Origin of the sequence: Stutzerimonas stutzeri (assembly GCF_024448935.1) — a bacterium.
GTDB classification, from domain to species: Bacteria; Pseudomonadota; Gammaproteobacteria; order Pseudomonadales; family Pseudomonadaceae; genus Stutzerimonas; species Stutzerimonas stutzeri_AO.
The window spans coordinates 1-13,595 of sequence record NZ_JAMOIE010000020.1 but is presented as its reverse complement, the minus strand read 5'-3'; the positions used below and the strand labels follow the sequence as shown (position 1 = coordinate 13,595).

The window sequence follows — 13,595 nt, the reverse complement described above, 5'->3', positions numbered from 1 at the left end:
TTCTTCACAGTCGGCACTGACCATGCTCCGACTGCAGCGCCGGCAGCGGTTGAAACCGGCTAACGGATGCGAGCAATAAAAATGAATTCATTATTCATAACCCGAACCAGACGTTAGACCAGCTTTTTGCAGGGCGCCAGAAATGACACAGAAAAATTGCCACCGCCCGTCCTCTCCCCTCCGGGGAGGACGGATGCAGGCAAAAGAATCTGGGCAAGGCGCCACCGGCGGTCCGCCGTCAGGGACCGGGCAGGAGGGTCGTTGCAGAAATGAGTCAGGCAGGACGGCTGAGCACAAGCGGGCCCCGGTGAAGTGAGCGACTGGCGCCGCACCAGAGCAAACCGATAGCCAAACGCAAGCATGGCCGGCGAGAGGGAATTGGTGGCAGCGTGGGCCACCAATCGCTTGGAGGCAAGAGTCAGGCGGGAACGATACCGGCGCGCAGTCCAGCCGCTTCGATGCCTACCACAGCAACCCGCTCGTCTTCATCGGAGGACGCGCCACTGGCGCCTACGGCGCCGATCACTTCGTCATCGTTCGAGAGAATCAGCACTCCGCCCGGTACCGGAACGAAATGACCATCGGAAGCTGCCGCCACCGCGGCCAGAAAGGCCGGACGCGATTCGTTTCGCTCACCGACCGTGCGGCTGGATACGCCGTTGCCTAGTGCAGCGAAGGCCTTGCCCCTGGCAACCGGAAAGCGCAACGGGGCGCAGCCATCTTCGCGTTCGGCGGCGATCAGGTTGCCGCCTGCGTCCATGACGAAAAGGGTCAGCGGTTCCATGTTCTGGGCTCTTGCCTCGGCGAACGCAGCATCGATAATTTGCCGAGCTCGCGCGCGTGAAATGACTACGCTCGAACGGTAGACCTTGCCAGCCATGTGATTTTCCTCCGATAGCCCGGTGCGAAACCAGGCGAAACTGATCAGAACACTTTTGCGAAACAACGGGACGAGGCCAGAGTCTGGCGAGACGCCGATGCATCACCCACTTTATTGTTCTCGTACGTTTAGCTTATGTCGCGTTTTTGACTTATTTTGTATTCTTAATTCAAAACGTTAGCAGACCTTTCGCTGATATCAATAATGAACATGATTCATCCGTGCCGCTCCGGCATGGTCGCATTCATCCAGGAAAAACAGCCTTTGGAAAAGATTCAGCACAAGATTCTTTATCAGGAAGCCGCCAACCGAATCCGTGAGCTGATCGAGCACGGAACGCTGGTTGCAGGCGAAAAGATCTCCGAAAAACAGCTTTGCGAAACATTCGGTATTTCCAGGACACCACTTCGCGAGGCGCTGAAAGTTCTGACTTCGGAAGGACTGGTGGAAATTCTGCCGAATCGGGGCGCGCGAGTGAGTCGCCTGTCACTGAGCGACGTGACGCACACCTACGATGTCATGGCAGCCCTGGAGGGACTGGCCGGCGAAACAGCCTGCTCTCGCCTGAACGATGAAGAGCTGGTGAGCATCGGCGCGCTTCACCAGAAGCTGGTCGAGCACTATGCACGTAAGGAGCTACAGGCCTATTTCACCGTAAATCAGCAGATACACGAAAAGATACTGCTGGCTTCGGGAAACCCGATCCTGCTTGAGATGTACAACAACCTCAGCCAGCGAGTGAAAAGAATCCGCTACTCCATGGAAATGAACCAGGACTTCTGGCGCAAGGCGATGAATGATCACGAGGAAATGATCGAAGCGCTACGGGAACGAGATGGTAACCGCTTGGGCAATATCCTCAGAGGCCACCTCAGCCACAAGCTGGAAGCGGTCAATCTTGAAGGCGCCATCGTAGCAGACTGAGCCGCGGCCCCCTCTACGCGTCGATTGTGCGCTTCTCAGGCAAGAGCCGCCGAGGCTCGCGGTTCGATACCAGTGGTAGAACTACGCTTGGCCAGGGTCAGACCAAGCGGATTCCGTTTGCTTACAACGGCTTGCCACGATTGCCGTGCTCACCGACGAAGGCCTGCATGGCCTTGAGGTCGTTGGCCAGCACCGTGCAACGCTCCGGCCGCGCGAACAGATCGGCGAGATGAGCCGGCAGCTCCAACGCCTTGCCGACGCCCGCCTTCTCGACCGCTTCGGGAAATTTCACCGGATGGGCAGTCGCCAGCGTCACCATCGGCGTCGACAGGCTGCGCCGGCACTCACGCGCGGCATGGACACCGATCGCCGTGTGCGGATCGAGCAGCTCGCCGGTGGCGGCGAAGACGTCGGCGATGGTCTTGCAGGTCTGCTCGTCATCCACGGCCAGCGAGTCGAACAGCTTGCGCGCTTCGGTCCAGCGCTCCTCTTCCACCGACAACCTGCCACTGGCCTTGAACGCGTTCATCAATTCGGCCACGGCGGCGCCGTTACGACCGTGCAGATCGAACAGCAGACGCTCGAAATTCGACGACACCATGATGTCCATCGAAGGCGACAGCGACGGGTGCAGCGTGTCCTTGTCGTAGCGGTTGCCACTCATGAAGCGATGCAGGATGTCGTTGCGGTTGGTGGCGACCACCAGCTGGCTGATCGGCAGCCCCATGTTGCGCGCCAGGTAGCCCGCGAAAATGTCCCCAAAATTGCCCGTCGGTACGGAAAACGCCACCGAACGGGCCGGGCCGCCCAACTGCAGCGCAGCATGGAAGTAGTAGACGATCTGGGCCATGATCCGCGCCCAGTTGATCGAGTTGACCGCCACCAGCCGCGTGCCCTTGAGGAAGCCCTGATCAGCGAAGCTATCCTTGACCATCTCCTGGCAATCGTCGAAGTTTCCCTCGATGGCGATGTTGTGGATGTTATCGCCGAAGATGGTGGTCATCTGCCGACGCTGTACTTCCGACACCCGGTTGTGCGGGTGCAGGATAAAGATATCGACGTTATCGCAGCGGCGGCAGCCTTCGATTGCTGCCGAGCCGGTATCGCCGGACGTCGCACCGATGATCACCACGCGCTCACCGCGCTTGGCCAGCACGTAGTCAAGAAGTCGACCCAGCAGCTGCAAAGCGAAGTCCTTGAACGCCAGGGTCGGGCCATGGAAGAGCTCGAGCACCCACTCGTTGCTGTCCAGCTGACGCAGCGGCGCCACGGCGCTGTGAGCAAACACGCCGTAGGTGTCCTGCAGAATCTGCTTGAAGTCAGCGTCCGGGATGCTGCCGGTCACGAACGGCCGCATCACCTTGAACGCCAGCTCGTGGTACGGCAGACCAGACCAGGACGCGATCTCTTCGACGGTGAAGCGCGGCAGGTTTTCCGGAACGTATAGACCGCCATCGCTGGCCAGTCCGGCAAGCAGCACGTCTTCGAAATTCAGGGCCGGCGCCTGGCCACGGGTACTGATGTAGCGCATATCGTCAAACCTTCGGTCTGAGCGGCAACCCGCAAGCTGCAAGCTGCACGTGTTTGCCCACTTGCAACTTGTGGCTCGCAGCTTGCCGCTGCTTTTTAGTTGAGTTGTTCCACCCGGATCCGCACCACGTTGCCCGCCACGTCGGCAAGTGCTTCGAGTGCGGCGATGGCATCGTCGACCCTCTGCTCGACCACACGATGCGTGACCAGGATGACCGGCACCAGCCCGTCTTGCTCCTCGGCTTCCTTCTGCATGATCGATTCGATATTGATTCCACGCTCCGACAGGATAGTGGCGACCTGAGCCAGTACGCCCGGACGGTCTTTGGCCTGGATGCGCAAGTAATAGGCGCTTTCGCAAGCGCCGATCGGCAGAATTGGATGAGCAGAGAGGCAGTCCGGCTGAAAAGCCAGGTGCGGAACCCGATTGTTCGGGTCCGTCGTGAGCGCACGGGCCACATCCACGAGGTCCGCCACCACAGCCGAAGCCGTCGGCTCCATGCCTGCACCCGCACCGTAATAAAGCGTGGAGCCGACGGCGTCACCGTTGACCATGACCGCATTCATCACGCCATTGACGTTGGCAATCAGGCGGTCCGCCGGGATCAGCGTCGGGTGCACACGCAGCTCGATACCCGAAGCAGTGCTGCGGGCGACGCCCAGATGTTTGATGCGGTAGCCCAGCGCCTCGGCGTAATTGACGTCAGCGGTGGTCAGCCGGGATATGCCTTCGGTGTAGGCCTTGTCGAATTGCAGCGGTACGCCGAAAGCGATGGAGGCGAGGATGGTCAGCTTGTGCGCGGCGTCTATGCCTTCAATGTCGAAGGTCGGATCGGTCTCGGCGTAGCCAAGCTCCTGAGCCTCCTTCAGCACGTCCTCGAAGGCACGTCCCTTCTCCCGCATCTCGGTGAGGATGAAGTTACCGGTTCCGTTGATTATCCCCGCGAGCCAGTTGATCTGGTTGCCGGCCAGCCCCTCGCGAATGGCCTTGATGATCGGGATACCGCCGGCAACCGAGGCTTCGAAGGCGACGATAACGCCCTTCTCCCGCGCCCTGGCGAAGATCTCATTGCCGTGCACCGCGATCAGCGCCTTGTTGGCCGTAACCACGTGCTTGCCGTTATCGATGGCTTTGAGCACCAGCTCGCGGGCCAAGGTGTACCCACCGATCAGTTCGACCACAATGTCGATCTCAGGGTTGTTGGCGACATCGAATATATCGCCAGTAATCGGGGTATCACCGGTGTTGCACCTGGGGTTCGCATGACGAGCCGCAATCTGCGCGACCTCAATTCCGCGCCCTGCACGACGCGCGATTTCCGCAGCGTTGCGCTCGAGCACGTTGAAGGTACCGCCACCGACGGTTCCCAGCCCACAGATGCCAACTTTCACCGGTTTCAAGTTGCACTCCCCATTGCCAACGAACGGCCCCTGCACGGCGGCCGAACAAAAGAGTCGCACATTACGAAGCGCACGAGCTTTAGTCAAATCGGCAGCGGCCAGGAAGAGCCTGCTGCTAGCCGGGCTTGCTCTGCAACCCCAGGCGCTGGTGCCACTGAGCGAGGGATTCATCCGGATACTCATCGAAGCAGCGATCATCAGGGCCCAACTGGGGCTCTACCCATGATGCCTTTGAAGCCAGCATGAGATGTGTCGACTCTGGCGGGCTTGGCAGCTCGCTATCGATTGCCGACGCATGCGGGTGCACGAGATCCGGCCAATTCGGGTCCCACAACCACAGTGCGCTGCCGCACAGCTTGCAGAAGTGACGCTGGCCATCGCTAATACGCACCGCGCCCGTTTCAGCATCGACCATCCTGGCTTGGTAGATACTGAGGTTCTCGCGACCCTCGACCGTCAGCGTCCGATGATCTCCGCCCAGGTTGATCGCATAACCACCCGCCCCGGCCGTTTTGCGACAGATCGAACAGTAACAGCGCATGAACGGATAGGGCTCGGCCGATTCCAGAGAAAAACGAACGGCCTGGCAATGACAGGAACCTTCTAGCTTCATTTTGTCGCCTCCTCGATATGCGTTTTGGCTTTGAACACGAGGGGCGGAACAGTTCAGCCGCGGGCCAAACGGGCAGCCTCTTCGTGACTGAAGGCGCCGCCCCGGCGACTACCTGGCGTTCAGGGCCAGTTCGGCGAGCTGCGGAGCCGGCTGATAACCGGGGATGATCTGCCCGTTTGCGAGAATGATTGCCGGAGTGCCCTGAACACCGATCAGCTGGCCTAACTCGTATTGCTCAGCGACCGGGTTCTCGCAGCTCGTGACGGGCACCTCTTCGCGCGCCTTGGCCTTGTTCATCGCTGCCTGCCGATCCTTGGCACACCATACGCTGGTCAGCGTGTTGGCTCCGTGGCTGCCCATACCCTGCCGTGGAAAGGCCATATAGCGAACCTCGACGCCAAGACGGTTCAGCTCGGGCACTTCGCTGTGCAGCTTCTGGCAGTAGCCGCAGTCGGTGTCGGTAAACACGGTGATATGGGTCTTCGGTCTTTCAGGCGAGAAAACCACCATCTTGCTGGTAGGAATCGCGTCAATTGTCTTCGCGACAGACCTGCTCCGGGCTTGCTCGGTCAGGTTCGTCGCCTGGCCGTCCTTGAACTGATACATATCGCCCTGAATCAGGAACTGACCGTCAGCGCTCGCGTAGAGCTGATGCCCACCCTTGAGCTGAACCTGATACACACCGTTCATGGGGCTTTCCGCAATTGCCTCGATGGGCATATCGGGCTGGAGTGCATTAAGCGACTCACGGATCGCCTGTTCAGCGTCAGCGGCCAGGACAACGGCACTGGCGAAACCGAGGGCTACGGCAGTGAAGATACGATTCACGCGCATGAAATCTCCTGGCGACTTGGATCGAGGGAAGGCCGGCAGATTACCATAGCCCCTGTCATCCAGTGCAGCCGACGGGCCTCCGCTCATTGGCTTTTGTGGCCTGCAGCGCAGCTTCTAACGCCATCCGTTCAACCACGCGGATGATGCTGCGCGTGGAGTTCCTGCAGCCGCGCGCGAGCGATGTGCGTGTAGATCTGCGTAGTGGACAGATCACTGTGACCGAGCAGCATTTGCACGGTTCGAAGATCCGCCCCATGGTTGAGCAAGTGCGTAGCAAATGCATGACGCAGCGTGTGCGGCGAGATCGATGCCGCTATTCCTGCCTGCCGGGCATGCAGCTTGATTCGATGCCAGAACGTCTGCCTTGTCATCTGATCGCCACGCCGGCTCGGAAACACCACATCGCTGGCCTTGCCGGCGAGCAGCGTGTCGCGAGCATCGCGAAGATAGCGCACCACCCAGTGCAGGGACTCCTCGCCCAACGGCACCAGACGCTCCTTGTTACCCTTACCGAAAGTGCGCAGGACACCCTGCCTAAGATTGATCTGCTCAAGACCGAGGCCGACCAGTTCCGTGACGCGCAAGCCGGTCGCGTAAAGGACTTCCAGCATCGCCCGGTCACGCAACCCCAGCGGATCGCCGACATCCGGCGCAGACAACAGCGCCTCCACATCCGCCTCGGATAACGCCTTGGGTAGTGGTCGTCCCCACTGCGGCAGATCGACTCGCAGCGTTGGATCGACCGTGATCACGCCTTCGCGCAGCAGGAAGCGATAAAACCCGCGAAGCCCTGACAACAGCCGCGCGGTAGAACGCGCCTTGTAGTTGTTGGCCAGACGCCAGGCAAGGTGGTCGAGGACCATTTCCCGGCCCGCGTCGCTCAGGCGGACGCCGCGCTCGTCAAGCCAGCCGTTGAACAGCGCCAGATCACTGCGATAGGCCTCGCGGGTATTGTCCGATAGTCCTTTCTCGAGCCAGAGGGCGTCTAGGAAGCGGTCGATCACGGGATCATCGAGTGCGGGCATTAAACAATCATCGGCCGGTGAAAGCGCATTAGTGTTCCATAGCCGCATCCGCCCCGCCAGGCTCTGCCCTTGCAGATCGCTGACGATGGATTGGCAAGAAAGCCTGGGGAGAACTCGCCCACAGGCACCTGGTCGTGACGCTGTACGCCTGGCTGAGCGAATATCGAGTAACGGTATTCAATTCATCGGCAAATAATCAAGGCTAAAAAAAACAGCCCGCAGGCTGCTTTTTTCTTAAGGACGCTTTCCTCAGGAAAGCTTTTCCTTGATGCGGGCTGCCTTGCCGGACAACGCGCGGAGGTAGTACAGCTTGGCTTTGCGGACATCGCCACGGCGCTTGACGCTGAGGCTGTCGACCATCGGGCTGTAATACTGGAACGTACGCTCAACACCAACACCGTTGGAAATCTTGCGAACGGTGAATGCGCTGTTCAGGCCGCGGTTACGCTTGCCGATCACGACACCTTCGAAGGCCTGCAGACGCTCACGCTCGCCTTCCTTCACCTTCACCTGAACGACTACGGTGTCACCGGGGGCGAACGGCGGCAGTTCTTTGGTCATCTGCTCGGCTTCGAGCGCCTGGATAATCTTGTTGGTCATGCTGTGCTCCTAAGACAGGCCGTCATGGCGTGCCATCGATACGTTTAACTATCGTCCCGCTGACGGATGTATTCCGTCAGCAGCTTTTGTTCTTCCCCAGAAAGCGAGCGGCTATCCAGAAGATCAGCGCGGCGTTCCCAGGTCCTTCCGAGGGACTGCTGCAAACGCCAGCGCCGGATGTGTTCGTGGTTGCCGCTGAGCAGCACCTCAGGAACACGTTTATCCGCATACACCTCCGGTCGCGTGTAATGCGGGCAGTCGAGCAGGCCATCAGTAAACGAATCCTCCTCGGCCGAATCAGCATGACCCAATGCCCCAGGGAGCAGACGGGTCACTGCATCGATCAGCACCATGGCCGGTAATTCACCACCGGACAGCACGTAATCACCAATCGACCATTCTTCATCCACATGCGCTTCGATGAAACGCTCATCGATGCCTTCGTAGCGGCCAGCGATGAGGATAAGTCCACTCTCGTTCGCGAGATCACGAACATCAGCCTGTTTCAGCTGACGCCCCTGCGGCGACAGGTATATCACCTTCGCCTTTTCCCCAGCGGCCTGCCTGGCATCGGCCAGTGCGAGCTCCAAGGGCTTGATCTTCATCACCATGCCGGGGCCACCCCCAAAAGGGCGATCGTCGACTGTCTGATGGCGATCTTCCGTATAGCTCCGGGGATTCCAGCATTGCAGCTGCAATAGCCCCTGCTTCACCGCACGACTGGTGATGCCGTATTCACCGATAGCAGCGAACATATCGGGGAACAGAGTAATCACATCGACACGCAAGCTGGACATGTTGCTCAGAAGTCCGCGTCCCATTCGACACGCATCTCGCCTGCGTCCAGATCGACCTTCAACACACAGGGGTCGGTATAGGGCAGCAAGCGCTCGCGATCATCCAGACTGCCATCGAACGGCTTGACCACCAGCACATCGTTGGCGCCGGTTTCGAGCAGATGATCAACCCGACCGAGCACTTGCCCGAGCTGGTTGATGACCGTCAGGCCCTGAAGCTGGAACCAGTAATAGTCCTCACCGGTCAACGGAGGCAATTCGCTGCGGGGGATGCAGATCTCGAAATCGGCGTAGGTACGCGCCTCTTCACGATCCGCCAGCCCCTTCAGCGTCGCCACCAGGATCTTGCCTTGCAGGCGACCCTTGACCAGCTCAACCTGCTTGACTTCTTCGCCTCGCCTCAGCGTCCAGCGACGATAGTCCAACAGATTGTCAATCGGATCGGTAAAGGAGTAGATCTTTACGTCACCACGTACGCCATGCACCGAAACGATCTTGCCGATAACGATCAGGTCTTCGGCCGGGGCTGACGTGACGTTCATGTGTTTCAGGCAGCAGCCTTGCCAGCTTCCTTCAGCAGCTGAGCAACACGCTCAGACGGCTGTGCGCCCTGGCTCAACCAATAGGCAGCACGCTCCTGGTTTACAGAGAGCTTCACTTCCGCACCCGAGGCGATCGGATTGAAGAAACCGATACGCTCAACGAAGCGACCATCGCGCGGGTTGCGGCTGTTGGTCACGGTCAGGTGGTAGAAAGGGCGCTTCTTGGAGCCGCCACGGGCGAGACGAATAGTTACCATGTGAACATCGTTCCTGTAGTCGGTACAGCAAATCTGAATGCAGGGCTCAAGGCCCGAAAGGCCGCGCATTTTACGAGTAAAAGCGGCAAGCTTCAAGCCGCAAGCTACAAGTAAATGCAAATCCCGAACGAGCCAGATCATTTTCACCTGCGGCTTGCCGCTTGAGTCCTGCAGCTGCGGCTCAAAACTTGGGCATTCCTCCGCCGCCTGGAAACATGCCGCCCATGCCGCGCATCATCTTGGCCATGCCGCCTTTGCCGCTGACCTTTTTCATCATTTTCTGCATCTGCTTGTGCTGCTTGATCAGACGGCCAATATCTTGCACTTGCGTGCCGGAACCCATGGCGATGCGCCGCTTGCGCGAACCGCTGATGATGTCCGGGTTGCGCCGCTCAACAGGCGTCATCGAGTTGATGATGGCCTCCATCTGCTTGAATTGCTTCTCCGCTGCGCCCTGCGCATTGCCCATTTGCGACAGATTCACACCGCCGATCGATGGCAGCTTATCCATCAAGCCGCCCAGGCCACCCATGTTTTTCATTTGCTGAAGCTGATCGCGGAAATCTTCCAGATCAAAACCTTTGCCCTTCTTCAGCTTCTTGGTGAGCTTCTCGGCCTTTTCCCGATCGAGCGTTTGCTCAGCCTGCTCGATCAGGCTGAGCACATCGCCCATACCGAGGATGCGCGAAGCGATCCGGTCCGGGTGAAACGGCTCGAGCGCATCGCTTTTTTCGCCCATGCCAAGAAACTTGATCGGCTTGCCGGTGACATGGCGCACCGACAGGGCAGCGCCGCCGCGCGCATCCCCGTCGACCTTGGTCAGCACCACGCCGGTCAATGGCAGCGCTTCGCCGAACGCCTTGGCGGTGTTGGCCGCATCCTGGCCGGTCATGGCATCGACCACGAACAGCGTCTCGGCCGGGCTGATCGCCGCATGAACGGCCTGGATCTCGGCCATCATCTCGGCATCGATGGCCAGCCGACCGGCCGTATCGACGAGCACCACATCGATGTATTTGAGCTTGGCTTCGCGGATGGCCGCCTGAGCGATCTCGACCGGCTTCTGGCTGGTATCGGAGGGAAAGAAGGTCACCCCCACTTCCGCAGCCAGCATCTCCAGCTGTTTGATTGCTGCCGGGCGATAGACGTCCGCTGAAACCACCAGTACCGACTTCTTCTTGCGCTCTTTGAGGAACCTTGCCAGTTTGCCGACCGTGGTCGTCTTACCCGCACCCTGGAGGCCGGCCATCAGCACTACCGCGGGCGGCACCACACTAAGGTCGAGGTCTTCGTTGGCCGCGCCCATCAGCTCTTCGAGCTCTGCGCGTACGATCTTCACGAAGGCCTGGCCGGGCGTCAGGCTCTTGGAGACCTCCGTACCGACAGCCCTGTCCCTGACCCTGGCGACGAACTCCTTGACCACGGGCAGCGCAACGTCGGCCTCGAGCAGCGCCATACGCACTTCGCGCAGGGTGTCCTTGATATTGTCCTCGGTCAGTTTGGCCTTGCCGGTAACATGGCGAAGCGTCTGCGAGAGGCGGTCGGTTAGGTTTTCAAACATGTGCCGTTTTCCACCCTGGGTGTGGTTAAGGCGCCGATTATAGAAGCTGCATGCCCCAGACCGGTACCCCGCCGCCGGTGCTTTTCATCGAGCAGGACAAATCCATACCTGTCAGGGGCACCGCCACCTGTCGGTTGTCCCATCGACCCGCACCCCGGCAGTACCGGCAGCCAACCCTGCACTTTTGCGCACCCGGTGTTTATGCCACACTCAGCGCCTTTCGAGCCTATTAACAGACCTATGCACCCTCTGCTCCCGAGCCTAGCTGCCGCCTGCCTCTATGCTGGCGTCACCGGATACCAGGGCTTGCGCCTGGCGCAACGCACCGTGCCGGACAAGCGTCTGCTTCTTATCCTGGGCGCCTTGGCGCTCATTGCACACGGGGTGAGCCTATTCATCCAGTTGTTGTCACCGAGCGGCCTGCATCTGGACTTCTTCACCGCCTCGAGCCTGATCGCTGCGGCCGTGATTCTGCTGATCCTGCTCGCGCTTTACCGGATGCCTGTCGAAAATCTGCTGCTGCTGCTCTTCCCCCTCGGCGGCCTGACTGTGCTGTTCGCCCAGTTTGCACCGTCCGGCACGGCACCCGCCATCACCGAGCAGCCGGGGATACTGGCGCACATCCTGTTTTCCATCCTTGCTTACGGGATGCTTACGATCGCTGTGTTTCAATCGTTGCTGTTGCTGCTGCAGGATCATCATCTCAAGCACAAGCACCCGTCCGGCCTGATCAAGAACTTCCCTCCACTGCAAACCATGGAGAGCCTGCTGTTCGGCTTCCTGCTCGCCGGCTGGCTACTGTTGTCGGCATCGCTCATTTCCGGCTGGATCTTCCTCGAAAACCTGTTTGCCCAGCATCTGGTACACAAAACGCTGCTTTCGGTAACCGCCTGGGTGGTCTTCGGCCTGCTGCTATGGGGACGTCAACAGCTAGGCTGGCGCGGCTACAAGGCCATCCGCTGGACGCTGGCAGGCTTCTGCCTGTTGATGCTGGCCTACTTCGGCAGCAAGCTGGTCCGCGAATTCATTCTGCACATCTAGGGTCTGTTGACGTTTCGTCGCGGCCGCGACGGAGACCCGTTTGACGCAGAACAAGGCGCGAGGAGTGTGGTTTGGTTATTCCCAATGAGCGACGAGTAACGCAGTGCTGCGCCAAACGGGGCCCGTCCCTACGGGTTGCGCGTCAAATGGCGCCAGACGGCGTTGCGGGACTTGGAAAGGGAATGACCATTCCCTGCGTCCCGCGCCTTGCCTGGCGCCATTTGACGCGGCAACGCAGCTCGCTGCGAAACATCAACAGACCCTAGGACCACCACGTGGAACATCTACACCCCGGCTTTCTGCTCGGCATGCTGGTCTTTCTGCTTCTGTGCTCGGCATTCTTTTCCAGTTCCGAAACCGGGATGCTCAGTCTCAACCGCTACCGCCTGCGCCACCAGGCCAAGGAAGGGCACCGCGGGGCAAAACGCGCCAGCGCCCTGCTTGAGCGGCCGGACCGGCTGCTCGGGACCATTCTGGTCGGCAACAACTTCGTCAACATCCTCGCCTCATCGATCGCCACGGTGCTGGCCATCAAGCTGTGGGGCGAAGCCGGCATCGCGATCGCCACCATCGGCCTGACCATCCTCCTGCTCATATTCGGAGAGATAACGCCGAAGACGCTCGCCGCCCTGCGACCTGAAGCAGTTGCCTACCCGGTCAGTCTCCCGCTGCTGATGCTGCAAAAGGTCCTGTATCCGCTGGTGGCGTTGCTCAACTGGATCAGCAACGGATTGCTCAGGCTGCTCGGTGTCGACCTGTCCAACAAAGGTAGCGACAGCCTGTCCACGGAAGAACTGCGCAGCGTGGTCCGTGAATCGGGAAGTGACATGCCGATGAAACGGCAAAGCATGCTGCTCGGCATCCTCGACCTGGAACGGGTGACGGTCGACGACATCATGATTCCGCGTAACGAGGTCGCCGGCATAGACCTGGAAGATGACCTTGAAACCATCGTGACTCAATTGCGCACGACACCTCATACCCGCCTTCCGGTGTTTCGCAAGGACATCAACCAGATCGAAGGCATCGTACACATGCGCCAGATCGCGCGCCTGCTCAGCCATGATCAGCTGACCCGAGAAAGCCTGCTGGACGCATGCAACGACCCTTACTTCATTCCGGAGAACACCTCCCTCTCGACCCAATTGGTCAACTTCCAGAAGCAAAAACGCCGGATCGGCATCGTCGTCGACGAATATGGTGATGTGCTGGGAATCGTGACCCTGGAAGACATTCTCGAAGAGATCGTCGGCGAGTTCAGCAACCAGGACGCGCTGCGCAGCCCGGACATACACCCGCAAGACGACGGCACCCTGGTCATCGACGGCGCCGCCTACTTGCGTGAAGTCAACCGCGCCCTGGGTTGGCAGCTACCCTGCGACGGGCCCAAGACGCTCAACGGGTTGATTACCGAAGCACTCGAACACATCCCGGATAGCGGGATATGCCTGCAAATCAACCAGTATCGACTCGAGATCCTGCAGGCCGCCGACAACCGCGTCAAAAGCGTGCGTGCATGGGTAATCGAGGCGCCAGAGGAATCAAAAAGCAACCCTTGATAACCGGCGTCTCAATGGCGAGCCAGGGTAG

The 13,595-nt window shown here is 59.7% G+C and carries 14 protein-coding genes; 3 read left to right on the top strand and 11 right to left on the bottom strand.

What is annotated here, in order from left to right; translation table 11 throughout:
* Window positions 1–418: 418 nt before the first annotated feature.
* On the bottom strand, window positions 419–880 hold the full coding sequence (locus NA637_RS08200; protein ID WP_256071805.1) for a GlcG/HbpS family heme-binding protein: 462 nt from the start codon (window positions 878–880) through the stop codon (window positions 419–421).
* A 204-nt stretch (window positions 881–1,084) separates the two neighbouring features.
* Between NA637_RS08200 and NA637_RS08195 the strand changes: the two genes are divergently transcribed.
* The gene (locus NA637_RS08195) at window positions 1,085–1,804 is read left to right on the top strand and encodes a GntR family transcriptional regulator (RefSeq protein ID WP_256071804.1); all 720 of its coding nucleotides are present in this window, start codon (window positions 1,085–1,087) and stop codon (window positions 1,802–1,804) included.
* A 121-nt stretch (window positions 1,805–1,925) separates the two neighbouring features.
* On the opposite strand, the gene thrC is transcribed toward NA637_RS08195, so the two are convergent.
* The 10 genes from thrC to ffh all read right to left on the bottom strand — a co-directional run bounded on the left by thrC (window position 1,926) and on the right by ffh (window position 10,964).
* Window positions 1,926–3,335 carry a threonine synthase gene (gene thrC, locus NA637_RS08190; RefSeq protein ID WP_256071803.1) on the bottom strand — a complete coding sequence of 470 codons (1,410 nt, stop codon included), beginning with the start codon at window positions 3,333–3,335 and terminating at the stop codon, window positions 1,926–1,928.
* 95 nt (window positions 3,336–3,430) lie between these two features.
* A complete protein-coding gene (locus tag NA637_RS08185; protein ID WP_256071802.1) occupies window positions 3,431–4,735 on the bottom strand; it encodes a homoserine dehydrogenase in 1,305 nt (434 codons plus the stop codon).
* A gap of 115 nt (window positions 4,736–4,850) precedes the next feature.
* Window positions 4,851–5,348, bottom strand: a complete 498-nt coding sequence (locus tag NA637_RS08180) for a GFA family protein (RefSeq protein ID WP_064481717.1) — start codon at window positions 5,346–5,348, stop codon at window positions 4,851–4,853.
* A 108-nt stretch (window positions 5,349–5,456) separates the two neighbouring features.
* Window positions 5,457–6,182: a disulfide isomerase DsbC N-terminal domain-containing protein gene (locus tag NA637_RS08175; protein ID WP_256071801.1), complete on the bottom strand. Its 726-nt coding sequence runs from the start codon at window positions 6,180–6,182 to the stop codon at window positions 5,457–5,459.
* 128 nt (window positions 6,183–6,310) lie between these two features.
* A complete protein-coding gene (gene xerD, locus NA637_RS08170; protein ID WP_256071800.1) occupies window positions 6,311–7,207 on the bottom strand; it encodes a site-specific tyrosine recombinase XerD in 897 nt (298 codons plus the stop codon).
* A 249-nt stretch (window positions 7,208–7,456) separates the two neighbouring features.
* The gene (gene rplS, locus NA637_RS08165; RefSeq protein WP_021208319.1) at window positions 7,457–7,807 is read right to left on the bottom strand and encodes a 50S ribosomal protein L19; all 351 of its coding nucleotides are present in this window, start codon (window positions 7,805–7,807) and stop codon (window positions 7,457–7,459) included.
* Window positions 7,808–7,851: 44 nt separating this feature from the next.
* Window positions 7,852–8,628 (bottom strand): tRNA (guanosine(37)-N1)-methyltransferase TrmD, encoded by a 777-nt coding sequence (gene trmD, locus NA637_RS08160; RefSeq protein ID WP_256452112.1) that lies wholly within the window; start codon window positions 8,626–8,628, stop codon window positions 7,852–7,854.
* A complete protein-coding gene (gene rimM / locus NA637_RS08155; RefSeq protein WP_256071799.1) occupies window positions 8,610–9,146 on the bottom strand; it encodes a ribosome maturation factor RimM in 537 nt (178 codons plus the stop codon). The genes trmD and rimM overlap by 19 nt, the downstream gene beginning before the upstream one ends.
* A 5-nt stretch (window positions 9,147–9,151) precedes the next feature.
* Window positions 9,152–9,403 carry a 30S ribosomal protein S16 gene (rpsP, locus tag NA637_RS08150; RefSeq protein ID WP_045429408.1) on the bottom strand — a complete coding sequence of 84 codons (252 nt, stop codon included), beginning with the start codon at window positions 9,401–9,403 and terminating at the stop codon, window positions 9,152–9,154.
* A 181-nt stretch (window positions 9,404–9,584) separates the two neighbouring features.
* The gene (gene ffh / locus NA637_RS08145; protein ID WP_256071798.1) at window positions 9,585–10,964 is read right to left on the bottom strand and encodes a signal recognition particle protein; all 1,380 of its coding nucleotides are present in this window, start codon (window positions 10,962–10,964) and stop codon (window positions 9,585–9,587) included.
* Between the two features lie 240 nt (window positions 10,965–11,204).
* On the opposite strand from ffh, the gene NA637_RS08140 reads away from it, so the two are divergent.
* Window positions 11,205–12,005: a cytochrome C assembly family protein gene (locus NA637_RS08140; protein WP_256071797.1), complete on the top strand. Its 801-nt coding sequence runs from the start codon at window positions 11,205–11,207 to the stop codon at window positions 12,003–12,005.
* A 275-nt stretch (window positions 12,006–12,280) separates the two neighbouring features.
* A complete protein-coding gene (locus NA637_RS08135; protein WP_256071796.1) occupies window positions 12,281–13,564 on the top strand; it encodes an HlyC/CorC family transporter in 1,284 nt (427 codons plus the stop codon).
* Window positions 13,565–13,595: the final 31 nt, after the last annotated feature.

Coding starts and splice junctions, on each gene's coding strand:
- NA637_RS08200 (WP_256071805.1), bottom strand. CDS start 880: ATGGCTGGCAAGGTCTACCGTTCGAGCGTAGTCATTTCACGCGCGCGA.
- NA637_RS08195 (WP_256071804.1), top strand. CDS start 1,085: ATGAACATGATTCATCCGTGCCGCTCCGGCATGGTCGCATTCATCCAG.
- thrC (WP_256071803.1), bottom strand. CDS start 3,335: ATGCGCTACATCAGTACCCGTGGCCAGGCGCCGGCCCTGAATTTCGAA.
- NA637_RS08180 (WP_064481717.1), bottom strand. CDS start 5,348: ATGAAGCTAGAAGGTTCCTGTCATTGCCAGGCCGTTCGTTTTTCTCTG.
- NA637_RS08175 (WP_256071801.1), bottom strand. CDS start 6,182: ATGCGCGTGAATCGTATCTTCACTGCCGTAGCCCTCGGTTTCGCCAGT.
- xerD (WP_256071800.1), bottom strand. CDS start 7,207: ATGCCCGCACTCGATGATCCCGTGATCGACCGCTTCCTAGACGCCCTC.
- rplS (WP_021208319.1), bottom strand. CDS start 7,807: ATGACCAACAAGATTATCCAGGCGCTCGAAGCCGAGCAGATGACCAAA.
- trmD (WP_256452112.1), bottom strand. CDS start 8,628: ATGGGACGCGGACTTCTGAGCAACATGTCCAGCTTGCGTGTCGATGTG.
- rimM (WP_256071799.1), bottom strand. CDS start 9,146: ATGAACGTCACGTCAGCCCCGGCCGAAGACCTGATCGTTATCGGCAAG.
- rpsP (WP_045429408.1), bottom strand. CDS start 9,403: ATGGTAACTATTCGTCTCGCCCGTGGCGGCTCCAAGAAGCGCCCTTTC.
- ffh (WP_256071798.1), bottom strand. CDS start 10,964: ATGTTTGAAAACCTAACCGACCGCCTCTCGCAGACGCTTCGCCATGTT.
- NA637_RS08140 (WP_256071797.1), top strand. CDS start 11,205: ATGCACCCTCTGCTCCCGAGCCTAGCTGCCGCCTGCCTCTATGCTGGC.